This window comes from Leptothoe sp. PORK10 BA2 (assembly GCF_034932105.1).
Taxonomy (GTDB): Bacteria; Cyanobacteriota; Cyanobacteriia; order Phormidesmidales; family Phormidesmidaceae; genus Leptothoe.
Window position 1 is genome coordinate 109,087 of the sequence record NZ_JAYGIG010000003.1, and the last position, 26,589, is coordinate 135,675.

Annotated in this window: 21 protein-coding genes and 2 pseudogenes; 13 read left to right on the forward strand and 10 right to left on the reverse strand. The window is 51.1% G+C overall.

The features are described 5' to 3' along the window. Positions 1-408 precede the first annotated feature (408 nt). The 10 genes and pseudogenes from gatA (at position 409) to dinB (ending at position 10,820) form a co-directional block, all read left to right on the forward strand. Positions 409-1,854 carry an Asp-tRNA(Asn)/Glu-tRNA(Gln) amidotransferase subunit GatA gene (gene gatA / locus VB741_RS01930; protein ID WP_323363452.1) on the forward strand — a complete coding sequence of 482 codons (1,446 nt, stop codon included), beginning with the start codon at positions 409-411 and terminating at the stop codon, positions 1,852-1,854. Between the two features lie 474 nt (positions 1,855-2,328). Next, complete coding sequence (locus VB741_RS01935; protein WP_323363453.1) at positions 2,329-3,195, forward strand: Npun_F0296 family exosortase-dependent surface protein; 867 nt, start codon at positions 2,329-2,331, stop codon at positions 3,193-3,195. Positions 3,196-3,562: 367 nt separating this feature from the next. Beyond that, complete coding sequence (gene ilvC, locus VB741_RS01940; protein ID WP_323363454.1) at positions 3,563-4,558, forward strand: ketol-acid reductoisomerase; 996 nt, start codon at positions 3,563-3,565, stop codon at positions 4,556-4,558. Between the two features lie 396 nt (positions 4,559-4,954). Further along, positions 4,955-5,251, forward strand: a complete 297-nt coding sequence (locus tag VB741_RS01945; RefSeq protein ID WP_323363455.1) for a hypothetical protein — start codon at positions 4,955-4,957, stop codon at positions 5,249-5,251. 75 nt (positions 5,252-5,326) lie between these two features. Continuing rightward, a pseudogene (locus tag VB741_RS01950) lies at positions 5,327-6,401 on the forward strand (IS481 family transposase). Positions 6,402-6,459: 58 nt separating this feature from the next. Beyond that, positions 6,460-6,840: pseudogene (locus tag VB741_RS01955) on the forward strand (IS4 family transposase); the annotation flags it as partial. Positions 6,841-6,973: 133 nt separating this feature from the next. After that, complete coding sequence (locus VB741_RS01960) at positions 6,974-8,347, forward strand: hypothetical protein (RefSeq protein WP_323363456.1); 1,374 nt, start codon at positions 6,974-6,976, stop codon at positions 8,345-8,347. Positions 8,348-8,428: 81 nt separating this feature from the next. Further along, the gene (locus tag VB741_RS01965; RefSeq protein ID WP_323363457.1) at positions 8,429-8,938 is read left to right on the forward strand and encodes a hypothetical protein; all 510 of its coding nucleotides are present in this window, start codon (positions 8,429-8,431) and stop codon (positions 8,936-8,938) included. Between the two features lie 55 nt (positions 8,939-8,993). Continuing rightward, positions 8,994-9,692 carry a hypothetical protein gene (locus VB741_RS01970; RefSeq protein ID WP_323363458.1) on the forward strand — a complete coding sequence of 233 codons (699 nt, stop codon included), beginning with the start codon at positions 8,994-8,996 and terminating at the stop codon, positions 9,690-9,692. Positions 9,693-9,761: 69 nt separating this feature from the next. Beyond that, entirely contained in the window at positions 9,762-10,820 is a 1,059-nt protein-coding gene (gene dinB / locus VB741_RS01975; RefSeq protein WP_323363459.1) for a DNA polymerase IV, read from the forward strand. Between the two features lie 265 nt (positions 10,821-11,085). On the opposite strand, the gene VB741_RS01980 is transcribed toward dinB, so the two are convergent. From VB741_RS01980 to VB741_RS02010, 7 genes are all read right to left on the reverse strand, one after another. Then, positions 11,086-11,469, reverse strand: coding sequence for an allophanate hydrolase-related protein (locus VB741_RS01980; RefSeq protein WP_323363460.1), 384 nt, complete (start codon positions 11,467-11,469; stop codon positions 11,086-11,088). Between the two features lie 56 nt (positions 11,470-11,525). Further along, positions 11,526-12,473 (reverse strand): ABC transporter permease, encoded by a 948-nt coding sequence (locus VB741_RS01985; RefSeq protein WP_323363461.1) that lies wholly within the window; start codon positions 12,471-12,473, stop codon positions 11,526-11,528. Between the two features lie 2 nt (positions 12,474-12,475). Beyond that, positions 12,476-13,564, reverse strand: coding sequence for an ABC transporter permease (locus tag VB741_RS01990; RefSeq protein WP_323363462.1), 1,089 nt, complete (start codon positions 13,562-13,564; stop codon positions 12,476-12,478). Next, on the reverse strand, positions 13,561-14,769 hold the full coding sequence (locus VB741_RS01995) for a BMP family ABC transporter substrate-binding protein (protein WP_323363463.1): 1,209 nt from the start codon (positions 14,767-14,769) through the stop codon (positions 13,561-13,563). The genes VB741_RS01990 and VB741_RS01995 overlap by 4 nt, the downstream gene beginning before the upstream one ends. 109 nt (positions 14,770-14,878) lie before the next feature. Next, positions 14,879-16,273 carry an IctB family putative bicarbonate transporter gene (locus tag VB741_RS02000; protein WP_323363464.1) on the reverse strand — a complete coding sequence of 465 codons (1,395 nt, stop codon included), beginning with the start codon at positions 16,271-16,273 and terminating at the stop codon, positions 14,879-14,881. A gap of 318 nt (positions 16,274-16,591) precedes the next feature. After that, complete coding sequence (locus VB741_RS02005; RefSeq protein WP_323363465.1) at positions 16,592-17,845, reverse strand: AAA family ATPase; 1,254 nt, start codon at positions 17,843-17,845, stop codon at positions 16,592-16,594. Then, positions 17,842-20,043, reverse strand: a complete 2,202-nt coding sequence (locus VB741_RS02010) for a tetratricopeptide repeat protein (protein ID WP_323363466.1) — start codon at positions 20,041-20,043, stop codon at positions 17,842-17,844. Before VB741_RS02010 ends, VB741_RS02005 begins: the two co-directional genes overlap by 4 nt. A 173-nt stretch (positions 20,044-20,216) precedes the next feature. Between VB741_RS02010 and VB741_RS02015 the strand changes: the two genes are divergently transcribed. Continuing rightward, positions 20,217-21,410 (forward strand): metallophosphoesterase family protein, encoded by a 1,194-nt coding sequence (locus VB741_RS02015; RefSeq protein ID WP_323363467.1) that lies wholly within the window; start codon positions 20,217-20,219, stop codon positions 21,408-21,410. A gap of 123 nt (positions 21,411-21,533) precedes the next feature. Continuing rightward, positions 21,534-21,794: a hypothetical protein gene (locus VB741_RS02020; protein WP_323363468.1), complete on the forward strand. Its 261-nt coding sequence runs from the start codon at positions 21,534-21,536 to the stop codon at positions 21,792-21,794. Positions 21,795-21,864: 70 nt separating this feature from the next. On the opposite strand, the gene glgB is transcribed toward VB741_RS02020, so the two are convergent. Together glgB and VB741_RS02030 are read right to left on the reverse strand one after the other, a co-directional pair. Continuing rightward, the gene (gene glgB / locus VB741_RS02025) at positions 21,865-24,174 is read right to left on the reverse strand and encodes a 1,4-alpha-glucan branching enzyme (protein ID WP_323363469.1); all 2,310 of its coding nucleotides are present in this window, start codon (positions 24,172-24,174) and stop codon (positions 21,865-21,867) included. Between the two features lie 314 nt (positions 24,175-24,488). Further along, positions 24,489-24,881 (reverse strand): hypothetical protein, encoded by a 393-nt coding sequence (locus VB741_RS02030; RefSeq protein WP_323363470.1) that lies wholly within the window; start codon positions 24,879-24,881, stop codon positions 24,489-24,491. A 108-nt stretch (positions 24,882-24,989) separates the two neighbouring features. On the opposite strand from VB741_RS02030, the gene VB741_RS02035 reads away from it, so the two are divergent. Beyond that, the gene (locus VB741_RS02035) at positions 24,990-25,766 is read left to right on the forward strand and encodes a PPC domain-containing protein (protein WP_323363471.1); all 777 of its coding nucleotides are present in this window, start codon (positions 24,990-24,992) and stop codon (positions 25,764-25,766) included. Between the two features lie 401 nt (positions 25,767-26,167). Here VB741_RS02035 and VB741_RS02040 read toward each other — a convergent pair. Then, on the reverse strand, positions 26,168-26,589 hold a 422-nt coding region (locus VB741_RS02040; RefSeq protein WP_323363472.1), incomplete at its 5' end, for a transposase.

Sequence of the window (26,589 nt, forward strand, 5' to 3'; positions counted from 1 at the left end):
TATCCCTCATAGACGCCCATAGGCTGATAGCCAAAATTAGTAACCTGTACACACATTAGTGTAGGGATAACCTAAGGTGCCTCGCTTATCTCAAAACACTAGGTACTTACTAAAGATTTAATAGAAAAATAATGGGGAAGATTGTACCCATCTACACATTTCCGAAAAAACATTTTTACGGCTACTGACATTTGTTTGGGGATGCCATGGGCTGTGGCTAGGGAGCAGCAGGCAGGTGCTTAACTATTTTTCATTTTGGATTAACCCTCAACCCGCAAATTTAATACGTAGAGGGTATTGAGTGTTCTGGCGGTCCTGTAAAGATGGGCTTAGGCTTGCCGTTATCATCCTTGCCATTCCCCCCTATACTATTAGCTTGGAATTGCCAGGCATACTGAAGGAGCCCGAATGTCAGTCATCCGCAAGTTGCAGCAACAGCTCACCCAGAAAGAGCGTACTGCGGTTGAAATTACTCAAGACTATTTAGCTCGATTGCAGGCACTAGAGCCTAAACTCCATAGTTTCTTGACGGTGACAGCGGATAAGGCTTTGGCCCAGGCTACCCAGGTGGATGCTGCGATCGCAGCATCCACACCCCTCGGCCCCCTCGCTGGCATTCCCATCGCCCTGAAGGATAACCTCTGCACTAAGGGCATCCGCACCACCTGCGCTTCAAAAATTTTGGCGGGGTTTATTCCCCCCTATGAGTCGACGGTGACCCAGCGTCTGGCAGATGCCGGAGCGATTTTTCTGGGTAAGACCAACATGGATGAGTTTGCCATGGGCAGCTCCACCGAAAACTCGGCCTATCAGTTAACGGCGAATCCTTGGGATACCAGTTGTGTCCCCGGTGGTTCCTCCGGCGGTTCGGCGGCGGCTGTGGCGGCGGACCAGGCACCTATTTCCCTAGGATCAGATACGGGGGGCTCCATTCGTCAGCCTGCTTCTTACTGTGGTGTTGTGGGCATGAAGCCCACCTATGGGCTGGTGTCCCGATTTGGCCTGGTGGCGTTTGCGTCGTCCCTGGATCAGATTGGTCCCTTTAGTCGCACGGTGGAGGATGCGGCAATTTTATTGGGTGCGATCGCAGGCCACGATGCCAAGGACGCCACCAGTCTGAAAGTCAAAATTCCTGACTACACCCAACATCTCAAAACCGACCTCAAGGGCAAACGCATTGGCCTAGTCAAAGAAACCTTTGGCGAAGGCTTAGACAGCGATGTATCCACGGCGATGGACGCCGCCATTGAGCAACTCCAAGAGCTAGGAGCCGAGATAGTCGAAATTTCCTGTCCCAATTTCCGCTACGGGCTACCCACCTACTACATCATTGCCCCCTCCGAAGCCTCCTCCAATCTGGCCCGCTATGACGGTGTGCGCTATGGCATGCGGGCCAAAACAGACAATCTGCTTGACATGTATAAGCAGACCCGAGCCGAAGGCTTTGGCCCTGAGGTCAAGCGTCGCATCATGATTGGTACCTATGCCCTTTCCGCCGGATACTACGATGCCTATTATCTCCAGGCCCAAAAAGTTCGCACCCTAATCAAGCAAGATTTTGAAGCCGCTTTTAAGGATGTGGATGTGCTGATGACACCCACGGTACCCAGTACCGCCTTTAAGGCAGGGGCCAAAGTGGATGACCCCCTCAGCATGTATTTATCTGACCTCATGACCATCACCGTGAACCTGGCAGGGTTACCCGGCATCAGCTTGCCCTGCGGGTTTGACCAGGCGGGACTGCCCATTGGCATGCAGCTGATTGGCAATGCCCTCCGAGAAGACACCCTGTTTGAAGTGGCTTCCGCCTATGAGCAGGCCACCCCCTGGCATGAAAAAATGCCCCAGGTTTAGCGGTTCCAATAGAGCTGCGAGCTGTTGGCGGGATGAGCATTTAGCAGAATAGGAAGGCGGCGGCGGAAGTTTCTCCTTTCGCGCTTTCCGATCGTATAGTTTTGGCAAAACGTTTCGTTGTGTACCCGGTTGAGGCAACTTGCTATGCCAATGAACCCGTATATCTAGATAGGAATCCGAAACAAAACCGAAGCTAATGCCACGGAATGAGTTGAGTTAAAAAGGTCCAAAGTTGTTGACAACAACCTTGGACTTTTCTTCTGAGTATATTCACGTATAAATTAGTATTAAATAGTTAAAGTTAGCATTAGCTTCACAAAAATATCAAAGGCTGATAGGCCTATTTTTCAAGTATCTTCACCATTAGAAGGTGAGGCCCCTATCTGTGACACTGAGTAAAGCCATGTATCAGAAAGTACATCTGATACATCCCATCCAAGCCATTACCTCAGTATCAAAGAAGGACCTCCCACCATGAAGCGTATTTATCAGACGTTGCTGGCTGCAACGATTACTGTTGCGGCTCCCCTAGCATTTGCCCCCCTGGCCCAAGCCAACAATTTTAATGATGCATCCTTGCCTGTTTATAGTGAGTTCACCATTGATGGCATCACGGCTAAGGTAACCAAGGGCATTAACCTGGCCAATAACACCAATGGCTCCCTAGGGGCATTTTCTGACTTCTACTACAACGAGGGTATTGTCAACATCGATTTCAATGACTCCAGTCTTCGTCAAGCAGTTGCTGGCAAAGACAATACCTACACTTTTGGGAATGAGTCAGTGCTTTTTACCTTTGATCAAGCCTTAGGTGTCAACAAGACAAACATCAAAATTGACAAATGGGCACCCACAGGTGCTAATGCCGAAAAAAATACCTCTCAATATTTGGCCGTTTTCCAGGGTAATTCGGTCACTGTTGATCTAACTAATAAACTCAACTACTTTGGAATGAACTGGGGAGCCTTAAGTCCCGAGAACAAGTTTGAGTTTTTCCAAGTTGATGAACAGGGTATTGAAACTAGCCTAGGTCTGTTTGACTACAACAATGTCTTTAGTTCCAGCAATTCTAAACTACCCACCAAAGCTGCCCATCACAATAACGAGTACAACGGTTACGTCCACTTCTATGCCAACCAAGAAAAGGGGCTGTTTAATCGCATTAAAATTACCCAGGCTGGCGGCGGCGGTTTTGAGACCGATAACTACTCCTTACGCTTTAGCAAGCAGTCCTTTGACTTTGAAGAAGGTACAGATAAAGCGCAGACACCTGAACCCGGTATTTTGTTAGGTCTCGTTACCCTCAGTGGCATGGTGGCGCGTCGTCGTTTGATGGCCTAGGGTTTGACCAACACCCAACAGATTTTTGATCAACTTTTCAAACGGGTTGGCTTCGATAATTTGAAGTCAATCCGTTTTTTTAAGTTTAAACCTTGGCCAAGTTACAGGGGGTGCAACCAGTTTCTGATGGGGTATGGTCTTTTCTTTCCCTAAAGACTCATGTGTATGAATGCTTACATCGGTAGATGGTTTGGTAGGATGAAAGGCTGCACCACCGGTCCAAATGGAATAACACTTGTCAGGTTAGTTAGGGCAATGGATATGTCTGAAAGCCTTAAATGACTAGACTAACCTGACAAGCAATCGACGCTGGATCGGGCATTTAGTTTGGCTACCTACAGCCGCAAATCAAGGAGAGCTCTGAATAATGGCCCAGATGTACTACGACAGCGACGCGAATCTAGATTTACTCAATGGTAAAACCGTTGCCATTATAGGTTACGGTTCCCAGGGACATGCCCATGCCCTCAACCTTAAGGACAGCGGCGTCAACGTCGTTGTGGGTCTTTACGAAGGCAGCCGTTCTACCGCCAAAGCAGAAGCAGAAGGTCTAGCCGTTAAACCCGTGGCAGAAGCAGCGGCGGCAGCGGACATGATTATGATTTTGCTACCCGACGAGGTGCAAAAGACCGTCTATAAAGAAAGCATTGCCCCTAACCTATCCCCTGGCAACGTCCTAGCCTTTGCCCACGGTTTTAATATCAACTTTGCCCAGATCGTTCCCCCCGAAGAGGTAGATGTGGTCATGATTGCCCCCAAGGGCCCCGGCCATTTAGTTCGCCGCACCTACGAACAAGGTCAAGGGGTGCCTGCCCTGTTTGCCGTTTACCAAGATGCCTCGGGTAAGGCTCGCGATATGGCCATGGCCTATGCCAAGGGCATCGGCGGTACCCGCGCCGGTATTTTAGAAACGACTTTCCGGGAAGAGACAGAAACTGACCTCTTTGGTGAGCAGGTAGTTTTGTGCGGTGGCCTCAGCGAACTAATTAAGGCCGGTTTTGAAACCCTCATCGAAGCTGGATATCAGCCAGAGCTAGCTTACTTTGAGTGCCTGCATGAAGTGAAGCTAATTGTTGACTTGGTGGTGGAAGGGGGCTTGGCCAATATGCGCCATAGCATTTCCAACACCGCTGAGTACGGCGACTACACTCGGGGTCCACGGATCATTACTGAGGACACTAAAAAGGAAATGAAGCAGATCCTCAAGGAAATTCAAACCGGTCAGTTTGCCCGTGAATTTGTGCTAGAAAGTCAGTCTGGAAATGCAGGTTTTAATGCCATTCGTCGTCGTGAAGCCGAGCACCCGATCGAAGAAGTTGGTAAGGACTTGCGGGCAATGTTTAGCTGGCTGAAGAAGGTGTAAGCCTGAATTTTCATCCTGAAAATTCTGTACGGAATAGTTTAGGGTGAATGCCTGATATCCAGATTTCATAAGCGGGAAGGGGATTTAAACTCCCTTCCCGCTTATGCTACTGATGAATCATTAATAATTGAGGATTGCTACTAATTAAAATATTTAGACTTATTGCTATTTTCCTAATATCATTTGGCAATACTCCGGACAGAAAAGCGAGAGAAATAGTCAAAAAAGCCATTCAGGCCTAAGGTTTAGTTAATACAACAAACCACCTGAAGGCTATGACATCCATCCCCAGCGCTTGAGCCAGATAGTCAACAGGCCACAGAACGCAGCCGCGTCGATGACTACCTGGATCATCTGCGAGCGACGAGAGCAGCGTTCCCAGCAGCGGTACGATATTTGGTCGGGGATGGTTTCTACAGCAAGCTGAAGTGGGTCAAAGGGGTCGTTGTTCTAAAGTTGGAGGTGATTGACAAGCTGCGCTGTGATGCCAACTTAAAGTACCTCTATGACGGTCCCCAAAAGCCCCGTGGCGCTCATCGAAAGTATGATGGCAAGGTTGACTTGAGTGACCTGAGTCGCTGGCAATCCCTGGGTGAAGTTGAAGATGATACGAGTCTTTATAGGGCCGTGGTCTGGTCGGTTAACCTCAAACGAAAGCTCCGGGTTGTGTATTTGGTCAATCATAAGCTGTAATAGTTAAGACTTTATCTGACATGTCCTGTAAACTCACACTGAATCAGGAGTGTCACAATGAATGCATAAGACAAGATCGTCAAGATTCGTATAGGCATCTTAAATCTAGCCAAAACCCTAGGCAACGTATCCAAGGCCTGCCAAGTGATGGGCGCGCATCGCGAGATTCGTTCTATCGCTATAAAGAACTCTACGAGACAGGTGGAGAAGCCGCTTTACGCGATATTGACCGCAAAAAGCTCTGCATCAAGAACCGAGTAGACCCAGAGATTGAAGCGGCAGTGGTTGCATTTGCCACAGACCAACCGGCCTGGGGCCAGGTGCGTGTTTCAAATGAACTGAAGAAACAAGGCATCTTTGTCTCTCCAGGGGGTGTTCGCTCTATTTGGCTACGTCAGACCTTCAAACGTTTAAGCTACGGCTCAAAGGACTCGAAGCGAAAGCCGCTCAAGACCAGCTGATCCTTACCGAAGCACAGGTAAAAGCCCTCGAAAAAGCGAAGGAGCAAAAGGACGCCCATGGGGAAATAGAAACCCATCATCCGGGCTATCTCGGCGCTCAAGACACCTTCTATGTGGGCCACATCAAGGCATTAGACGGATTTATCAGCAGACCTTCATCGATACCTACGCTCGGGTGGCTCGGGTGAAGCTATATGACCGTAAGAATGCGCTGGTTGCCGCTGATACACTCAATGACCGAGTGCTCCCGTTCTATGAAGAACAGAGCATCCCGTTACTGAGGATTTTGACCGACCGAGGCACCGAATATTGTTGCAACGTAGAACACCATAGAATATCAGCTCTACCTAGCCATTGAAGACATTGACCCTATTCCAACGAAAGCCAGATCCCCCCAAATCAATGGTATTTGTAAACGCTTTCATCGCACGATTTTAGAGGAGTTTTATCAAATTGCGTTTCGTAAAAAGGTGTATCAAAGCCTTGAAGCGCTACAAAACGATGTGGATGAATGGATGGACTATTACAATTGGGAACGACCCCATTCAGGTCGATATTGTTACGACAAGACGCCCATACAAACCTTTCTCGATAGTGTGCATTTAGCGAAAGAAAAACAATTAGATCAACACGGAGATAAGAGTGTAAAAAGTCAAACACAATCTGACAAATCTCTAAGTGTCAGATAACCCCCTTCTGTCAGATAAAGTTTGATCTATTACACATAAGCATCCTGAGCGACTCTGCTATACCTTGCTGTTCTCAACCGATATCGAGCTAGATCCGATTCAACTTTATGAGGCATACCGCGCTAGGTTCCAAATCAAATTTATTTTTAGGGATGCAAAGCAGTTTACCTGTTTAACCGACTGCCAAGCACGGGATGCTCAGAAGCTAGACTTTCATTTCAATGCCTCGTTGACCGCCTTGAATATGGCTAAATGGGAGCAGTATCAGCGTCGAGATATCTGGGAATCTTTTGTCTTTTCTATAGCCTCCTACAAACGCCGTAAACTCAATCAGCATCTGCTTGAGCGCTTTATTCACAACTTAGATTTAGACGAGACTTTGATTAAAAAGCATCCCAACTATCAAAGTCTCTGTGACTATGGCCTCCTAGTCTCCTAATTCTGTCCGGAGTATTGATTTGGGAAGCGTAATAAAAGTTAAGCCCAATTGAGCTATTAGATTAAGGTGCCAGTAGTGAAACTACTGTTATATTTTGGCGCTCATTAAAAAAGTTAGCTAGAGGAGTAAAACTGTGATCAAGCCCTCTGATAGAGTCCTCATTGGTTGGATGGCTCTACTCGCGGCATTTGCATCCGCAAATTTAGAACAGGTTAGTGCCAATGAGTTGAACGCTACTAACCCTGACCCATCTGCTGGTGTCGATGCCTTGGCTGCTGAACAACTGAGCGCTGCCCAAGGAGCTGATGATCGGGCTGCCGTTGCTGCCCAAGGTCAAAGCGTTGAGTTAGAGAATGACATCCAGCCGCCTGGGGTTAATCCCCAATCGAGTCCCGAAGCAGTCGAGGCCGGTGAACCATTGCCCGATGATAATAGTGCTGCTACATCAGATAGGGCAGATAAATCATCGGCACCCTCTCAAGCGACCTCGACCTCCCCTCATATCTCATCTGGCGAGATGGCGGTTATGAGGAGCCATCCATCCGCTGCCCCAGAGATCGGCAATATACCAACAGAGGCATTGCCAACAGCCCGGGTGATTTTGCCTGGTAGCGCTGTGGTAGAACCTGTTCTGACAGATATGGTTCCTAACGCTCCAGCTGTTGAAACTATCTCCCTAGATACAGAGCCTGAAGTGTCTATGCCTGAGATTGTTGTTGAGAACACGGCTCAGTTGCCCCTGGAGCCAACCTTGCGGAACCTGGATGCCCCTAGTCAAGAGGAGATTGATGACTTGCTACGGGAACTGGAGCAGCCTGGGGCGACAGCTTCTAGGCCCTACCAAAGTTCTCCAGCCATTACCATTTCTAATCCCTCTGGGTTTGGTGTGGACAACTTTACAGCGTTTGTCGGCCTTGGTTATCAAGAAAGAACTCGGTTTGGCAATGTAGATGATGGCGGTGCAGTGGTTGGCTTTGGTTTTGGTGATGCCCGTGAAAACGTAGGGGTTCAACTTTCCTACACGGCGGCTAGTTTTGGGGGGAGCCGAGAATTTGGTACGGGGGGCTTTAATGCCAAAATTCATCGCCGGGTGGCTGATGATTGGTCGGTGGCCCTTGGATGGGAAGGTTTTGCTACGACTGGTTTTGTGGATTTTGAAGATTCCATTTATGGTTCTGTTTCCCATATAGTTCGCACCCGGGAAAATATTGCTGAGCCGTTTAGCCGTGTTGCTTTGACGGCTGGAGTGGGTAATGGCCGTTTTCGGACGGAAGATGCGATTTTTGATGATCGGGATGATTTGGGGGTCTTTGGGAGCGTGGCCGTTCGGGTGGTGGAACCGGTGAGTGCCATTGTGGAATGGACTGGCCAGGATCTGGCGGCAGGGCTATCCATTACGCCGTTTAGGGATTTACCATTGGTGCTGTTGCCTGCGGTGAGAGACATTGCCGGTGCAGGGGATGGTCCTCGATTTGTGTTGGGGGCGGGTATTTCATTTCAACTTTAAGTTCGATTTTTCAATTTCAACTTTCAAAGGTAGGGGTGTGACATCAAGATGCTATTGCTGAAGTTGTTAACATTAAAGAGTATGTCTGGGAATATTGTGGGGCGGATGTTTTTGGGAGGGATGGTTGCGATCGCAACCGCAATGCTGCCATCCATTAGCCTGGCCCAAAATCAATCGGATGTGACCGGGCCTAACCTATCGGATGTGACCGGGCCTAACCTATCGGACGTGACCGGGCCCAACCTATCGGACGTGACCGGGCCTAACCTATCGGACGTGACCGGGCCCAACCTATCAGATAATACGGGCCTCTTATCTGACTTTTTTCAAGACTTTTTCGATGAATTTGGTGCAGAGTTGGGGGTGGATTCTAACGCTAGTTTGGCGGAGCAGTTGAGACAGGCCAGACAGGCCTGTTCCGAGCGGTCGGCGACTCGGCGGTTTGCCCGTGAGTCCGATGAGGCGGAGCCTGAGGCCCCAACGACCCCCGCTTGCTGTGCTGAGCTAAGTCGTCTGATTCAATTAGCTCAGGAATCCTTAGAGCAATATGACCAGACTAGCAGTCAGTCCGTTGATCGGCGCATCTGGTAAACCCTAGTCTCCCCCCAGGCCAACTTTAACCGTTAACTCAATTACGAGAAAACCCATGAGTGGATATTTGCATGCTCTAGCCCATCGCCTCAGTCAGACAGCCCTAGGGCTGTCTGCTACAGCGGTTACTTTGGGGGGATTGTCAGGTTCCGTCCAGGCCCAAGAACTATTGGATAATCAAGGTATCCGCTTAGCTGTGGACACGGTGGTGGAGTTTGAGTTTTTAGAATCTAACGGCAGCTATCGATCTGTTTTTGGCATTCTCAACTTGGAAACAGGAGAGAAGTTTCCCCTGTACGGGGAAGTTAAAGAGTCTGATCAGCCGCAACCGGTCAACCGGCCTTCAACTTACCAAGATGACTCGGGTTCTCAGAACCGGGATGATTTTTATGGTTCCCCTGGCATTACGGTGCCTCAACCACGGGTAGAGTTTCGGTTTGTGGCGAATACTGACTATAGCTTTTATTTAGAATCTTCCTTCAGTGAGCAACCTGCAGGCACCCTCTATTCAACTAGTAACCTTAATATGGGCAGCCGTGATTATGCTCGGTTTGACGGTCAATTGGAAGATGTGATCCAGGGTGGTTTACTACTGCGCTGGGAAGATACGGGGTCCCTGTTGGTGGGGGACATTAACACTGACTATGACTACGATGATTTTATTATTCGCATTGGTGGATCTTTGCGCTGGGATGGCATCTGCGAGTCAGAGGATGCTCTAAAAGCTGGACAAAAAGACCTGTGCCAAAATTAAATGTATTCCTGAGCTAAGGGCAATGTTCTGGATTATCAGTAGGCTAAGAGGGTAATACCCTAAAGGGCTGTGGACCATCGCAAAATCCTTCACGTTGATATGGATGCTTTTTTTGCCTCCATTGAACAACGTGACCATGTGGAGTATCGACATAAGCCGTTGGTGGTGGGAGGCCGTCCGGAACAGCGGGGGGCGGTGGCCGCTGCTAGCTATGAGGCGAGGCGCTATGGCATCCATTCGGCAATGCCGTCACGGGTGGCGGTGCAGCGATGCCCCCAGGTGATTTTTGCTCGGCCTCGGTTTGATGTGTATCGGGCGGTGTCGGAGCAGATTCGGGCTATTTTTCGGGACTATACGACGCTAGTGGAGCCCCTATCGTTGGATGAGGCCTATTTGGATGTGACGGGGTGTGAATCTGCGATCGCAACTGCCAAAACCATCCAGCAGCGCATTTTCGACACCACCCAACTCACCGCATCTGCCGGGGTCTCCATCAATAAGTTTCTGGCCAAAATGGCCTCTGATGTGAATAAGCCCAACGGTTTATTCGTCATCCTGCCAGAAGACGCCATGGCCTTTATCGCCACTCTACCCATCGAAAAATTCCATGGCATTGGTCCGGCCACAGCCCGCAAAATGAAGCAGCTGGGCATTGCCTCGGGAGCCGATTTGCAGCGTTGGAGTGAAGCTGACTTGGTGGCCCATTTTGGCAAAGTGGGGCGGCACTATTTTAGAGTGGCTAATGCCCAGGATAACCGCCAGGTCAATCCCAACCGCATTAGTAAATCCATTGGGGCAGAACGGAGTTTTGCCGAAGACCTCTGTACCCTGGAGGCCATGGTCGAAGCGTTGACCGTCATCGTTGATGATGTGGAGGCCAGGCTACTCAAGGCTAAAAAAATGGGCTATACCCTCACCCTTAAAATCAAGTACGCCGACTATCGCCAAATTACCCGCAGCCGTACGGTGGCAGCTCCTATGCAGCAGGCAGCGGAGATAGGAGCCTTGGCCCAGGCCCTGTTGGAGCATCATCTGGAACCCCAGCCTCGGGTCAGGTTATTGGGGGTTGCGATCGCTAACCTAGTCTCGGACCAAACCCTAGGCTATCAACAACTGTCTTTAATTTAGGATACAGTATGGCTTCGCGTACATCACTGAATGCATTCAGCAGCTGACTTATCAGATTATCGGAGTCATTGCTTCTCGCTCTATTGCACTCTCATCGCATCAATGTATGTTGAGAAAATGAGTGATCGCTGCAGCTTTTTCAGTATCACTTATCTCTAAACGCATTGAGAACGGACGCACCCGTTTCTTTCTGATTTGCCTGCAGTCTTGTGACAAGATCTGAAAAAGAGGTAATACCGATACTCACAGGTGACAGGAGCTTGTATTAAACCGTTTCTATATAAGCTCGCCAACCTCCGTATGCCGTAATTTCTTTCTTTCCTTCCACCGTCAGAGGTTCTCCAATCACGCCTAGAACTTCTTCGCCATCGTGGAGCATGACTTTACCAATGGCTAGACCAGGGGGTTCTTGGGAAAGGATAATGCCAAGACCGGCTAGGGGTACTTGCCATACTTCGACGGCGATGGCGACGCCACCTGTATTGACTTTGACCATGGCGGGGTAGTTGTCGTCTATGGTCCACAACCGGTAGGCTGGTTCGGTTTGGGCGTCGCGTTCGAAGGTGGCGTTGACGTTCAGGAGATTTGGATTGAGGGCGAGTCCTCGCATGAGGGTACCATTGACGGCGAGTTTAATGGTTTTGGTCATGGGTTTTCTGGGGAGAAAATTTATTTAGGGCTTAAATGCCTGATGGGTTTCTCCCATTAATCCTCTTTTCCCAACGCCCCTGGTAACCCCGTTAATGTGCGCTGAGGTGAGCAGGTTACCACCATGATCAACAATGTCAGAATATAGGGAGCTGCGTTGAACAAATAGTAGTAGGAGTCAAACCCTACTGATTGGAAAGCGGGACCGATGGCTTGGGCTCCGCCGAATAGCATGGATGCCCAGAGGCATTGAATCGGGTTCCATTTGGCGAATATTACCAGGGCGACGGCCATCAGGCCTTGTCCGCTGGAGATCCGTTCGGTCCAGACGCCTGGGTAGTAGAGGGACAGACAGGCTCCACCAATACCGGCGAGGAAGCTCCCGGCAACAATGCTGAGCATGCGTACTTTGAAAGGGGAAATGCCCATGGCGCGGGCAGCTTGGGGACTGTCGCCGACGGCGCGGACGTATAGGCCCCAGCGGGTATAGCGAAAGAACCAGTGGAGTAGGGGCGCGATCGCAACTCCCAATAAAAACAACGGACTAATTTTCAAAGCAGACTGAATCTGCGGTGCGGCACTCCAATTGCCCCAGTCGAGGGTAAACAGCTGCGGGGCCTGGGGTTGAATAAAGGGTTTGCCCAGGAAAAAAGCCAGCCCACTGCCAAAGATAATCATGGCAATGCCGGTGGCCACGTCATTCACCCGAGGCTGCTGCGACAGCCAACCGTGGATTGCCCCTAGGGCCATGCCCGAGAGTCCGGCGGCCAGCACCCCCAACCACGGAGCCCAGAAAGGGCCAACGAGATCCTGGGATAGATAGGAAACGCCGTAGGCGCTCATGGCCCCCATCAGCAGGGTACCTTCTAGGCCTAGGTTAATTTTGCCACTTTTTTCGGTCAAGCATTCCCCCAGGCTGACAAACAAAAATGGCGCACTGCCGCGCAATGTACCGGCAATAATGCCCAGGGGGATGCCCCAGAGACCCAGTGATTCTGTTGCCATAGTTAAACTCCCTTTGCTGTTTCCCTAAACCAGGGCAATTTGCCGTAGAGTGAATCGCTGAATAATACACACAAAAATACAATCCCTTGAAATACCAGCACCGTAGCATCGGGTAACTCGTGGGAGCGCTGGAGAACACCGCCGCTGGCGAGAATCCCCCCTAACAAAATAGCGACCAAAACTGTGGCCAGGGGATTATGGCGAGACACAAAGGCGACCAAAATTCCGGCATAGCCGTAGTTGGACACCAGGGATTCGTTAATTCGTTTTTGCACAGCGGCCACCTCCACCATGCCTGCCAAACCAGCGGCGGACCCGCCTAAAAAGCAAACGGCCATGGTGAGCTTGCCCACGGGTAATCCGGCGACGCGGGCGGCGCGCACATTACCGCCAGCGGTACGGGCGGCAAAGCCAAAGGTGGTGCGCTGGATTAGGTAGTAGGCGATTACGCAGACGATCAGGCCGTAGAACAGGCCAAAGTGAATGCGGGTGCCGGGGATGGTGCCGAGCCAGATGCTGGGATCGAGTTCTGCGGAGGAGGGTTTGGTGACGAACGTACTATCCCGCAGAGGACCTTCCACCAGGTGGTTCATGAATGCGATCGCAATATAGTTCAACAACAAACTACTGATCGTCTCATTCACCCCCCGATAGTGGCGCAACGTCCCCGCCAGCATAATCCACAACCCACCGGTCACCATACCGGCAATGGCCATTGCCGCCTGAGCCATCAGGGGCGGCAGGGTTGTGCCCACTCCCAAACCCACGATCACAGCGGCCAGCCCCCCCATGACCAGCGCCCCCTCATTGCCGATAATCACCAGCCCCAATCTGGCAGGCAATGCCGTACATAGGGCCGTCAACATCAGGGGGGCAGCCCGAATCAATGTATTCTGCCAGGCACTCCAGCGGCCAAATGCAGCCTTATAAATGGAGCCGTAAACGGCAAAGGGGTTGGCACCGGCCAAGGCGCAAAAACATCCAAAAATAACCAGAGCGACCACCAAAGCCGCCACGGGCAAAACAATGGCTTCTAGGGATCGGCGCCATCGGGTGGGGTCAGATACCCGTTGAGAGAGACTCACTGTCATCCGTCGATGCTGCCTTTAACACCTTCGATCAGCCAGTTCATTTTCTCTAACTCAATATTTTGCTGCTCATACTTTTCGCCAGCAGGCAAAATGGCTTTGCCAGTGTTGTCCTTGAGTTCTCCCTCATAGATCACCAGCTCACCCTTGATAATCTTTTCCTTAGCTGCATCGGCATCGGCCTTAGCCTCATCACTCACCGCCGGACCATAGGCCGAAAGTTTACAGAATTTATCCGCTAGACCACCGCGCAAAATGTTGTCAATGTCATCCGTAACTAGGCTTTTACCCGCAACAAACTGTTCCCCCAGGAAGGTGTAAATACTCACCCAGTCCCACTCTGCCCCAGTGAGGTAGCCCTTAGGAGCCAGGGGACTTTGGTCAGCATGGTAGCCAATGCTATAGATGCCGCGCTTCTCAGCGGTCTCCATGACTACTTTAGGACTGTCCACATGGCAGGTGACCACGTCAATGCTCTGGTCCGCCATACTGTTGGTGGCCTCTGCTTCTTTCACCGGCAACGCCCAGTCCCCAGTGAAAATCACCTGGGTGGTGGCGGCTGGGTTGACCGACTTGGCTCCCAGGGTAAAGCTGTTGATGTTGCGTAGTACCTGGGGGATGGGCTTGGCGGCGACAAACCCGAGGTTCCCAGTTTTAGACGCATGACCGGCCACCACGCCAGCCACATATTGGGCTTCGTCAATGTAGCCAAAGTAGCTGCCCACATTTTTGGGATGCACTCCCTCCTGGTACATACCGCCCGCATGGAAAAATTGCACATCGGGAAACTCAGCGGCTAATTCCAAAATGTAGGGATCAAAATAGCCGAAGGAAGTGGGAAATAAAACCTTAGCCCCATCGATCTCGATCATGCTGCGCATGGTTTCCAGCACCGCCGCGGTTTCTGGCACACTGGCTTCTTCAAGAATTTTGATGCCGGGCACACCGGCCATGGCAGCGGCCCCTTCGGCATGGGCCTGGTTATAGCCAAAGTCGTCCTTGGGACCCACATAGATAAAGCCCACTACTACTTCTTCAGCCGCTGTATCGGCTGGTGCATCGGCTGCCGGCGCATCCCCAGCAGCATCAGATGAGGTGGGGGCCGGGGTGCAAGCATTGAGCTTAGTGGCTGCACCAAAAGCTGTGGTCGCTAGCAGTCCACGGATAATTTGGCGGCGGGAAAAACGAAAGGACCTGCGAGAGGGCATGGAGGTTCTCCTAGCGTAAGAGTGTGTACCACAATAGAATCATGGGTACCCTCCAGCATTGGGAAAAGTCTGTTTTTTTTTTGTATCTAACACTGCATTTTAGGTAAATTCAATCCACGTTTCCCGATTGATTGTAGGTTTGCTGACGGGGAATATAGAAACTGGCGACAATGGCCATGCACAGCCACCAGAGGGTGCTGACCTGGGGCCGATACCAGACGGTGTCCACCAAGCCGTGGACCAGCATGCCGGAGCAGGTTGCGATCGCACCAATCAACCAATACCCCTGAACATCCATATTCATCCGTAGCCGCCGCAGCTGTTGCAACCCTTGGTAAAACAGGGTGCCCAACATCCACAAAAATGCCGTAAAGCCAATGAAGCCTGCTTCGACCAGGGTTTCTAGAAAAATTGAATAGGCACTCAAGGCGGTGTAGCGGGGCCGCTGGTAAAGCGGATAAATTTTATTAAAGGCCTCATTGCCGGGACCAATGCCAATCACAGGACGGGCCCGAATCATATCCATCGCCCCTTCCCAGACATTAATGCGGAAATTGTTACTACTGTCCTCACGCCCCGCAAACATGGTCATCACCCGTTCCCTCACCGGCCCTACAAACAGCACGGCAAACAGCACCAGACCCGCCATGGTGCCTAAAAGGGCGGGCAAGGCCCAACGCTTCCAAAAAGGCGGGAACAGCTCACTCCACCAGAACATCAGCAACACGGCCAGCACAAAAAATAGGCCCAACAGCCCCATCCAGCCACCCCGGCTATAGCTCAGCACCAAACAAGCCGTATTTAAGAAAAACGCAATCACCGCCAAGGCCTTCGGCAGCCAGCGGGGCCAGACAAAAATGGCACAGGCACTGAGGGCCACCGCAGGCATCAAATAGGCCGCCAGTAGGTTGGGGTTCAACAAATAGCTATAGACCCGGGTGGCCCCCGATAAATTCGACGTGGGATCGACCCAGGTGGCTAAGGCCTCCGCCCCAAAAAAGTACTGACGCATGCCATATACGGCCACTGGTAATGTAGCCAGCACATACACCGACACCAGCCCCGTCCGCAGCTTGGGCTGTCGCATAATCCGGGCCAGCAACATAAACAGCATCAGATTCAAGGTCAGCTTCACCAACCCCGCTATGGCAGCAGCCTTCACGGGGGAAAGGGCCGTTGCCAGCACCATCGCCCCCCAGTACAGGGTCACCCCCAGGTGTATCGGCGTGAGCCAGCCGTTAGCTTCATCCGTCAGGGTGAGCAAAAACCACAGGGCCGCACAGGCCATTAGCAAAATGCCGAGCAGGGTGGTGTTGGCATAGGGAGACACCACCAGCAACACGGCAATAATGCCAGCGGCTATCAGGTCACCGTAGGGCAATAGGCTGCTTCCCTGCCGCCACTGGCGAAACGGTGATAACAGCCGATGGAGAAGGCTGACCTGTCGCCACTGATGTAACGAAAACTGGCCAAAGGTAAGGGTACGCAGCACTGAGTCAATCATTGAGGCAACCAGAGGTAACTATCAAAAGGGGCCGACGACATTAACCTTGTCCACATTCAGAGCTGTAGGCGTTCTATTCAGAAGGCGATTGTTACGGCTTGGGCGTGGTTTATGCGCCTGTATAGTAGCGGTTTAGAGGACACCTCTCAAGCGCACCCACTGCTTTCAGATGCCGTACGTATATTCTTTTCCCTCAGAACTCAAATCTTATGGGTTGGATGGCATCTATTAACAAACTCAACTACTATCCCAGGGAGTCCTGGATACCTCAAAAAATGGCCTACGGTGACTTTACAAAGGGACACGTCCTTATAGCCACTATTCCGGTGCAATATCGCTAGGGAGCAAGGCCAAGGGTTCAAAGGTTTTGGTGTCGTCTTGGCGGGGCTGGTGGGCTAGGTCGGCTGCCTCCAACCGTTCTAAAACGGGTAGTAGTTCAGCATAGGTACGCACCCCAAGCTGTTCAAGGTCATCGATGGTGATGGTTTCGTCAGAGATTTGGCCATTCCGCTGCAAAAATGCCCGGACCCGCTCTTCTTTAAAGGTCAGAGCTGCCCGTTCTTGCAATGTGGGTAAGGCCGTTTGCAATCCTTTTCTGAGTACGTCTGGGGTAATAATGTCTGCTCCGAGGTCAGCGGCGGTGGAAAGGATAATACTGCCTAATCGATTAAATAGCCTTGGCTTTCCTCGGGAAACTTGGCAAAACTGAGCAGCGGTTTCTGGCAAAAAAGGTAAGACACAGCGCGGATCGTCTGGATCGGTGCAATCGTTGTTGATGCGAACACTGCTGAGGTAGTTGATCAGCATTTTATAGGTGGTTTCAAAATCTAGCTCTTCTAGGGGCAGCCGTAGATCAAACAGGCCGCGTTCGGTGGTGAGTAAATCCCCCGTCATGCTGACGGGGTGGCCTGTGAGTAAAAACCAGGCTGGCCCCTTGAGCATGCCCTGGGCATCGTACATGAGCTGTCGGATGCGACTAGGGTTTTGCTTATCTAGGTCATCAATAGCAATGACCACCCCATTAGGATATTTCTCTTTAGCTCGCTGGAGCAGGGTATCTAGACTTACTGAAGGATACTCAGGGGCAATAATCGGTAAATCTTTTTCCCCCATTTTGGCGGTGATACCCATGTTGCCACCGACTTCTGAGGTACGCTCCTTCAGCTGTTTGTTAATGGGAATACCCATTTTGTAGAGCTGCTGCTGTGCCCAGTCGTCATCTGACATGGCTTGGGCCAAGGCGATCAGGGCCGTAGTGGCTAAATCTAACTCGGGTGGTAGCGAGATATAGGTGGTGAGCGTTTCTTTTAGCTTGCGCTCCAGCACTGATAAGACTTCTAGCAAAAAGGCGCTTTTGCCAATGCCGATGCGGCCATAGATTAGGATGCGGCGACGTTCTCGGCTTTGAAAGGATTTGAAGACCTGCCGTAGTTCGTTTTCCCGTCCGGTAAAAATCCGATCGAGGGTTTGACTACCCAAACCTGTGGGACTTTCGGTAAAGGGGATTTCGGTCAGGCCCAGGCGTCTAATACTGCCTTTGGCTTGGTCAAAGATGTCGTCGGCATTGCTCATGCGGGGATCTCAATTTCTTGGCCGTTCAGGGTACGCTGGGCGATTTGATACAGGTTATCCACTTCGGCGAGCTTTTCGGGTTGTTGTAACTGTTCGTAAAGAATGCGAGCCTCTTGAAATGAGGCGATACCTTTTTCTAGATAGCCTTGGGAGACGAGGGTGGTGCCTAGGCCGGTGTGACTTTTGGCTAAGCCCCCTGGGTTATTGAGATGGGTATAAAGTCGCAGGGCATCACGGTAGTAAGTTCGAGCATTTTCCCAGTCGGAGAGTGCTTCGTAGGCATGGGCTGTTTCATAAATGGCGCTGGCGTGGGCTAGGCGGTCGTCACTGTGGCTTAGTTGATTGACGCTGTTGAGTAACAGCTGTAGGCCATCTTGCCACTGGCCATCGCGTACTAGGCGGCTGCCCAGGACGGACTGGGTGGTGGGTAGGGCCTGCCAAATTTTGTCGCGATCGTAGTGTTCGGGGCTGATGGCATCAAGGGCCGTTTTATATGCAGCCAGAGCTTGGTCTAGGTCCTCAGAGTTTTTGGTGATCTGATAACGGAGAGAAAGGGCACTACCCAAGCGATAGTGTGAGTCAATATAGGTTGGGCTACCAGCAGGAGATAACTCTAGGGCTTCGGTTAGGAGAGTAATGGCCTTAGTCAGATCTTCTTGTGCACAAGTGGGTGTTGATGTGTGAGTGACCCCTTTAAGTAAGGCGTCTGCCCATTGACTTTGATTTTCTGAGTATTGGTAAGGGTAGGCAGTCCGTGTAAATACTTGTGCAGCCTTTTGATAAGTACTGATGGCTAAATGTAGATTTTCTAAATTTTCATCCGTATAAGAGTTTCGATAAGCATTTGCTAAATAGAGCTGAGTCTCGGCCCAGCGTTCAGGAAAAGCATCGCGGGTAAAAATCTGTAGAGCCCTTTCGGAATATTGAATAGCCTGTTCCAGGTTGTCCGCTCGGTCTCCTCGAATGCGATCGCTATAGGCAACTCCCAGATTCACTTGGGTCCTAGCCCAATTTTCAGGAAACGCCTCACGGGTGTGAACCTGCAGAGTATGTTCATAGTAGGCGATGGCCTGTTCCAGGTTGTCCGCCCGGTCTCCTCGAATGCGATCGCTATAGGCATTTCCCAGATTCATTTGGGTTATAGCCCATTTTTCAGGAAACGCCTCACGAGTGTAAACCTGCAGAGCATTTTCACAGTAGGCGATGGCCTGCTCCAGGTTATCCGCCCGGTCTCCTCGAATGCGAGCCCAGTAGGCAACTCCCAGATTCCCTTGGGTCCCGGCCCAGTTTTCAGGAAACACCTCACGAGTGTAAACCTGCAGAGCGTTTTCGCAGTAGACGATGGCCTGTTCCAGGTTGTCCGCCCGGTCTCCTCGAATGCGATCGTTATAGACAGCTCCCAGATTCATTTGGGTCATCGCCCAGTTTTCAGGAAACGCCTCACGGGTACGAACTTGTAGAGCATTTTCAAAGTAGGCGATGGCCTGTTCCAGGTTATCCGCCCGGTCTCCTCGAATGCGATTGCTATAGGCAGCTCCCAGATTCATTTGGGTCATCGCCCAGTTTTCAGGAAACGCCTCACGGGTACGAACTTGTAGAGCATTTTCAAAATAGGCGATGGCCTGTTCCAGGTTATCCGCCCGGTCTCCTCGAATGCGATCGCTATAGGCAACTCCCAGATTCATTTGGGTCATAGCCCAATTTTCGGGAAACGCTTCACGGGTAATAACTTGTAGAGCATGTTCATAAGAGGCAATGGCCTGTTCCAGGTTTTCCGCCCGGTCTCCTCGAATGCGATCTCTATAGGCAGCTCCCAGATTCATTTGGGTCGTAGCCCAGTTTTCAGGAAAGTCTTCCCTAGTAAAAACTTTCAAAGCCAGCCGATAGAGAGCAATGCTAATCTCCAGATTCAGGGCTCGATTACCCAGGGGAGTTTCCCAAATAAAACCTCCGAAGTTTACAAAGAGGGCTGCAGTTTGTTCTTGCCTAGAGCTATATTTACCCGTCGTTAATTGGGTAAATAATTTAGGTAGGGCCTCTAGAAAATCTTCATTGAGCTTTTCTAAATTAACTTCAACAAAATATTCAACCTTAGCCGGATCATCTTCAGCCACGCGCTGACCAAACGCCAGCAAAAAATCCTTTGCGGGGCGCGTTCTTTCCTGTGACTCACCAAATCCTTTTTTAGCCTTAGCCATTGCTAATCGCTATCTGCTTATTTTAATTACGGTCATGGTAGCGCCAAACTTTGCGATTGCTTCAGCCATCGCCGAGCAACCACTATCGATCAACTACAAATGTAGGCTGTATAGTTTACGCTGGCCAGCAGATTGCGCTACCTTGCCATCAGCGGTCTAGATAAGTTTTTCCCATGCTCAACCGACGTCATTTTTTACTACTGGGTGGATTTTCCCTCGGGGCTTGTGCGGCTCGCCCACTGGCCCAAGCAGTCCCCACGGGTTCTCCCCCCCTAGAGACGGTAGTTGGCCCCGATACGTCGATTGCTGAGGGCAATAACCCTGGGCTAGCCCCACAGTCAATACGCCATCCCAACTTTGGCAAAGCCATCGGCCCCGAGGAACTCTTCGCTCCCAAACGCGGCGACGTACGCGCAGTGGTGATCAGCGACATGAACTCCCGCTACGGAGCCGTCGACTACCGCCAAGAAGTCATGAAGGGCGTCTCCATCCTGCCCCAGTGGGAACCAGACATCGTGCTGTGTGTGGGCGACATGGTGGCAGGCCAAAGCCTTTCCCTCAACACCGCCGAAGTGGAAGCCATGTGGGCCGGATTTGACAACCTCATCCTCAGCCCCATCCGTGAGGCGAATATCCCGTTTGCCCTCACCATCGGCAACCATGATGCGTCTAGCCTCCAGGACAAAGGGAGCTATGTGTACCCCATCGACCGCGAGGTCACCAGCCGCTACTGGCAGGCCCACCAAAATGACTTGGACCTGCAATATATCGACACCGGCGATTTTCCCTATTACTACAGCTTTAAGCAAAACGATATTTTCTACCTGGTGTGGGATGCCTCCTCTGCCAATGTGCCCGCTAACCAGTTAGCCTGGGCAGAGCAGCAGTTAAGCAGTGCAGCGGCCCAAGGGGCAAAATTTCGCATTGCCATTGGTCATCTGCCGCTCTATGCCATTTCCCAAGGTCGCGATCGCGATGGCGAACTGCTCAATCACTCCAACCAGCTCCAGGCCCTGCTAGAGCGCCACCATGTCCATACCTACATGAGCGGCCACCACCATGCCTACTATCCTGGCCATGCCGGTAATCTACAGCTGCTGCACACCGGAGCCCTGGGCAGCGGTCCCCGCACCTGGCTCAATCGCACCGATGCCGCCATGCAAACCATGACGGTCCTAGACTTTTTCTTTGATACCGCTGATACCGTTTACACCACCTACAACATGAACACCATGGAGCTGGTGGACACCCAAACCCTACCTCGTCAGATCATCGGCCCCACCGGACGCGTACTAAGAAACGACATTGCCCTAGCCGACCTAACCCCTGCAGAGCAAAGCCAGACCTATGTTCGCAGCGATAACTAGGTGATTTCTCGGGTATTTTTGTCAGGGGTTAGAGATTAAATTTATACAGAATTCGCCGCAAAATCACGTATAACGGTAAGTTGTGTCAATAATTTGTCTCTAAAGGCAAATTATTCATAATTCATGCCTTCTGTGGTGGTTAAGCAAATTCCTTCATGGCAGATTCCCCAAGATTTGCCGGGTCGGCCAGTCGAATTGACGCTTGAAGCAGAGGTGAGCTTAGCCATTAAATTCGATGGCCATGGCTACTGCTTATTTGTTATGGAAATTGACGGTGACTATACCTTTAGCGATTGGTACCCATCCCTAAAGGCGGCTGAGGAAAAGGCTGCCCAGCTATTTGGCCCCAAAACAAAGGATTGGGAAACGGTGGGCCTGCAATAGAAACCGCTGTAGGATCATTGCCTGCAATGCCCCTACAGCGGTTCTAACAATAGATATAGAGAGATGACACCTAGCCGCCTAACTTAAACCCAGATAGGGTGGCTGAAGACGTCCGGGCTGGGTCCAGCTTAAATACCACGGTGGCTAAAGGCGGTAGGGTCAAGTCCAGGGAGTAGGGGCGATTGTGGTAGCCCCAGTCTTCGGACCATTTGCCGCCTAAGTTGCCCATATTGCTGCCGCCAAATTCGCGGGCATCACTGTTAAACACTTCGCGGTAGTAGCCCTTAGCAGGGACACCGACCCGGTAGTGGCTATGGGGTTGGGGGGTAAAGTTGCACACAGTGAGAATAAACTCATCACTGTCCTTGGCCCGGCGGATAAAGGCGACCACACTATGGCTGTTATCACTACAGTCAACCCACTCAAAACCTTGCTGGTCAAAGTCCTGGGTATAGAGGGCGGGCTCATTGCGATAGGTCGCATTGAGCTTCTCCATAAAGGCTTTCATTTGGGCATGGGGCTCATACTCCAGCAGGTGCCATTCTAGGTCACCCCATACATTCCACTCGCTCCACTGACCAAATTCCATCCCCATAAACAGGGTCTTTTTGCCAGGGTGGGTGAACATGTAGGTATACAGACAGCGCATGTTGGCAAACTTCTGCCAGTCATCACCGGGCATTTTGCCGATCATGTTGCTCTTGCCGTGGACCACTTCGTCGTGGGACAGGGCCAGCATAAAGTTCTCGCTAAAGGCGTACCAAATGCTAAAGGTAACGTTGTTTTGGTGGAACTGACGAAACCAGGGGTCCATGCTGAAGTAATCCAGCATGTCGTGCATCCACCCCATGTTCCACTTCAGGTTAAAGCCCAAACCACCGACGTAGGTGGGCCAAGATACCATAGGCCAAGAGGTGGATTCTTCTGCAATGGAAAGAATGCCAGGGTAGTGACTAAACAGCAGGTGGTTTACCTGGCGTAAACAGTCGGCCGCTTCAATATTTTCACGACCGCCATATTCATTGGCGACCCACTCACCGGGTTTCCGGTTGTAGTCCAGGTAGAGCATGGAAGCCACAGCATCTACGCGAATACCATCAATGTGGTACTTGTCGAACCAAAAGAGGGCATTGGCCACCAAGAAGTTGCGTACTTCATTGCGACCGTAGTTAAAAACAAGGGTGCCCCATTCCTTATGCTCACCCTTACGGGGGTCAGCATGTTCATAGAGGTGGGTGCCATCAAAGAAGGCAAGGCCGTGGCCGTCCTTCGGGAAGTGGCCGGGAACCCAGTCCACCAGCACCCCAATGCCGTTTTGGTGGCACTGGTCGATGAAGTACATCAGGTCCTCGGGGGAGCCGTAGCGGGAGGTGGCGGCATAGTAGCCGGTTACCTGGTAGCCCCAAGACCCGTCAAATGGATGCTCAGCCACGGGCAGCACTTCAATGTGGGTAAAACCCATCTCTTTAACATAGGGGATGAGCTTGTGGGCTAGTTCCCGGTAGGTGAGGAAACGAGCCCCCGGTTTGAGGTCGGCCACCGTTACCACCGGGGCATCGGTACCGTCTGCTTGCTTGGCGGTGTTGGAAGAAGCCTCGTGCATCCAAGAACCCAGGTGCAACTCGTACACCGATACGGGCTGGGCCATGGGGTCCTGATGGCGACGTTTCTCCATCCATGTATCGTCCTGCCAGGTATAGCTATCTAGATCCGCCACAATGGAGGCTGTCTTGGGCCGTACTTCTTGCTGGAAACCATAGGGATCGGACTTTTCGTAAATATGCCCTTCGTGGTTTTTGATCTCATACTTATAGGAGGCACCCACCGCTAGTTCAGGGATAAAGATGCCCCAAATGCCAGCATGGCCAATGCTCATTTGGTGTTGACGGCCATCCCAGCTGTTAAAGTCACCCAGTACCGAAACGTTGCGAGCATTGGGTGCCCAGACAGAAAAGTAAACCCCGGCCACACCATCGATGGTGGTGGGGTGAGCACCGAGCTTTTCATAGATCCGGTGGTGATTACCTTCACCAAATAGGTGGGCGTCAAACTCGGTAATCAATGGCGACCGAAAAGCATAGGGATCATAAACAACGTGCTCGTGGCCATCCGATTTGTAACGTAGCTGATAGGTAGCCAGGGACTCAACATCAAGCACGCATTCAAAGAAGTCGCCGTGGTGTTCGTTAGTCATCATTACTTCTTGACGACTATCGGGGAGGATCACCCAGGCAGACTCAGCTTTAGGTAAATAGGCTCGCACGGTCCAAACGTCTTTGCCATCGATCTGAATGCAGTGGGGGCCAAGAACGTCAAAGGGATTGTGGTGGTAATTGCCGACAATCCGGTCAATTTGTTCTGGGGCCGTTGTTAGTGCCATAGGAGTCTAAAACCTAGTAACCGTGTGTATTAAAAAAGTGGGTGTTGCTGATAACCGGGGGGATTTGAACTGAAAATCCGGGCAAGTGACATTGATCTCAGAGCGGTTCATCCCATAAATCAGCAATGACAAAAGTGCTATTTAAAAAAATGATGCGCTTAAGGACGGCTATTGCTAAGAAAAAACAAAGACCATGAAGTTTAGGTTAACAGAGCGTAACAACAATTGCTTGTCACGAAGGGGCGATTTTTGGGAAAAAAGGAAGGTGCTTTGTAAGTCATGAGCTATGAGTCAGGCTCTGACTTGATTCAGCCCTAGGGTAAAAACGGAATGACGGGTTTAAAGGCTCGACGAGCCTGGAGGAGGAAAATTAGGAAGCGAATGTCGGCATTGAGGGTGGGGGTGGTTTGGGAAGTGGCCAATTCTGCCTGTAGCTGAGCATAGTCGGCGGGGGATAGGGAGGCACCGTCTAGTGGAGACCGGGCTTCAAAAATGATTTCAGTCCGCAGTATTTCTTCTGGCACATCCTCAGCGGCAGGTACCACAATTTGGTCTATATTATTAACCCCTGGAGTCGTTGAGGGAGTGGCAATTGGCGGGTGTGCTGATGGCTGACCGACGGCCTGGGCCATGACCCGAGCGCTGAGGTTAGACCATAAGCTCAGACAGCCCACACCCATACCTACTACTTTTAGCCAGGATGCCATGGGTGTGAATGGCAGGGATGGAGCTGAAAAATTTCCGCTATTGTCATGCATCACTATTGAGAATTGCTGCTTTGGGCAGCGCTAAGGAGTTCTATGCCGAGCTTTTCCATGCTTAGTTTAAGAGGTTTAAAGGGACGTCAGGTTAATCATCAACGACGTGGGCTGTTTGGTTTGTCCCAGGGGTTTGCTCGGCATGGGGCATGGGGGATGGCCCTAGCATTATGGGCTGCTGTTGCTCCAGCGGCAACTGCCCAACAGGCGATCCTAGATCAGCAGGTGGAGTTTCAGCCCACCCAGGATACCTACACCTTTACGGCTGAGGCTGGGCAGGCGGTGATCATTGAGATGGTGAGCGAGGAGTTTGATACGTTTATCACGCTGCTGAATCCGGCGGGGGAAATTCTGGATCAGAATGACGACTACAACGGGACTCCCCAGGCCACGATTGTGCTGGAGCTGCCGGAGGCGGGGGAGTATACGGTGTTGGCGGGCTCCTTTTATGGCCAGATGGGGGGCAACTATCGCGTTTCTGTGAAACCAGCCACGGATTTTCAGCTGGTCTATGACCGAGCGCTGGAGCTGATGCAGTCGGAGGACTATGGTGAAGCAGCTGAGGCCTATGAGGCGGCAACTGCGCTAGTGCCCAATGATCCGAATTCGTATTTGGGGCGGGCGGATGCCCTGCTGCGTCACCAGGCGTTGTTGCTAGGGGAGTCCTTTGGGGGGCCTAATGATTTGCCTCCAGAGGTTCGGGAGGACATTGTGGAAAATTATGAGAAGGCGGCCCAGTTTTATCGGGCTAATGGTAACGAGGATTTTGCCGCGCTGATTTTGGAACAGGCTGAGTTTATCCGTACTGGGGAAGATCCTGGTCAGGTAAATTAGTCGCTAGATTGCCGGGGGTGACAATTGCTTACCACTAATACGTTTTAATTTTTCTTGGTTCATATAAAATTAGCGGTTTCTTTATGGAATAGCCAAAACATTCCGGATTAAATCTGGGTCTTGAAGAATGTGTGAATGAGTAGATGAACCTTGACATATCCCTCACAGATACTGCGAGGGATTTTTTTTGTTAATTTTGGGTCAAGACTTGGGTTTATCAATTATGCAGGAGTCCGGCTTAGGGTCTTCACGCCTTAGTCTGGCCGAGGGGATGGTTTGCATTTTCTCTTTTGGCCGATTGCCTAAAAAGTATTGAGGGTTTCGATGGCTAACCTTAGCAACCGAAACCCTCAATCATAAATTCTACTGGGAACGTACCAGCCGCCTTACCTAGTGCAGTGTCAAAGCTTAATTTTAGGGTAAACGGAGGCTAGCTTACAGCGAGCATCATCGACCTTCATCTGCCAGTCAACCCCCCGTTGCCTGTGGTTGATATCGTTTGACCAAGCGGTCGTTTCAGCCCGTAGCGTATCGATGTCTTCAAAGCGTCTACCCTCAATGCACTGTCGAGTCATTGCACTCAACTCGTTTTCTGCGATGTTGAGCCAACTGCCATGCTTCGGGGTATAACAAAATTCGATTCGCTGGACCAATTTTCGCGCTCGTTCGGGCTCGAATGCTTGGTAAAAAGCCCCTTTAGTGTGAGTATTGAGATTGTCACACACCAATTGTACTTTCTCGCAATCGGCATAGCGGTTCTCCAGTATGTGAGCCACTTCAATCGCCCAATCCACCTTGGTGCGACTCGGACGTACGCTCACCT

What these genes read in the sequence shown, in the direction of transcription:
- VB741_RS02000 (WP_323363464.1), bottom strand. Translation starts at nt 16,273, where the DNA reads ATGATTGACTCAGTGCTGCGTACCCTTACCTTTGGCCAGTTTTCGTTA.
- VB741_RS01985 (WP_323363461.1), bottom strand. Translation starts at nt 12,473, where the DNA reads ATGGCAACAGAATCACTGGGTCTCTGGGGCATCCCCCTGGGCATTATT.
- VB741_RS02020 (WP_323363468.1), top strand. Translation starts at nt 21,534, where the DNA reads ATGCCTTCTGTGGTGGTTAAGCAAATTCCTTCATGGCAGATTCCCCAA.
- VB741_RS02035 (WP_323363471.1), top strand. Translation starts at nt 24,990, where the DNA reads ATGCTTAGTTTAAGAGGTTTAAAGGGACGTCAGGTTAATCATCAACGA.
- VB741_RS02010 (WP_323363466.1), bottom strand. Translation starts at nt 20,043, where the DNA reads ATGGCTAAGGCTAAAAAAGGATTTGGTGAGTCACAGGAAAGAACGCGC.
- VB741_RS01935 (WP_323363453.1), top strand. Translation starts at nt 2,329, where the DNA reads ATGAAGCGTATTTATCAGACGTTGCTGGCTGCAACGATTACTGTTGCG.
- VB741_RS01990 (WP_323363462.1), bottom strand. Translation starts at nt 13,564, where the DNA reads ATGACAGTGAGTCTCTCTCAACGGGTATCTGACCCCACCCGATGGCGC.
- VB741_RS01980 (WP_323363460.1), bottom strand. Translation starts at nt 11,469, where the DNA reads ATGACCAAAACCATTAAACTCGCCGTCAATGGTACCCTCATGCGAGGA.
- ilvC (WP_323363454.1), top strand. Translation starts at nt 3,563, where the DNA reads ATGGCCCAGATGTACTACGACAGCGACGCGAATCTAGATTTACTCAAT.
- VB741_RS01965 (WP_323363457.1), top strand. Translation starts at nt 8,429, where the DNA reads ATGTCTGGGAATATTGTGGGGCGGATGTTTTTGGGAGGGATGGTTGCG.
- VB741_RS01970 (WP_323363458.1), top strand. Translation starts at nt 8,994, where the DNA reads ATGAGTGGATATTTGCATGCTCTAGCCCATCGCCTCAGTCAGACAGCC.
- VB741_RS02015 (WP_323363467.1), top strand. Translation starts at nt 20,217, where the DNA reads ATGCTCAACCGACGTCATTTTTTACTACTGGGTGGATTTTCCCTCGGG.
- glgB (WP_323363469.1), bottom strand. Translation starts at nt 24,174, where the DNA reads ATGGCACTAACAACGGCCCCAGAACAAATTGACCGGATTGTCGGCAAT.
- VB741_RS02005 (WP_323363465.1), bottom strand. Translation starts at nt 17,845, where the DNA reads ATGAGCAATGCCGACGACATCTTTGACCAAGCCAAAGGCAGTATTAGA.
- gatA (WP_323363452.1), top strand. Translation starts at nt 409, where the DNA reads ATGTCAGTCATCCGCAAGTTGCAGCAACAGCTCACCCAGAAAGAGCGT.
- VB741_RS02030 (WP_323363470.1), bottom strand. Translation starts at nt 24,881, where the DNA reads ATGGCATCCTGGCTAAAAGTAGTAGGTATGGGTGTGGGCTGTCTGAGC.
- VB741_RS01995 (WP_323363463.1), bottom strand. Translation starts at nt 14,769, where the DNA reads ATGCCCTCTCGCAGGTCCTTTCGTTTTTCCCGCCGCCAAATTATCCGT.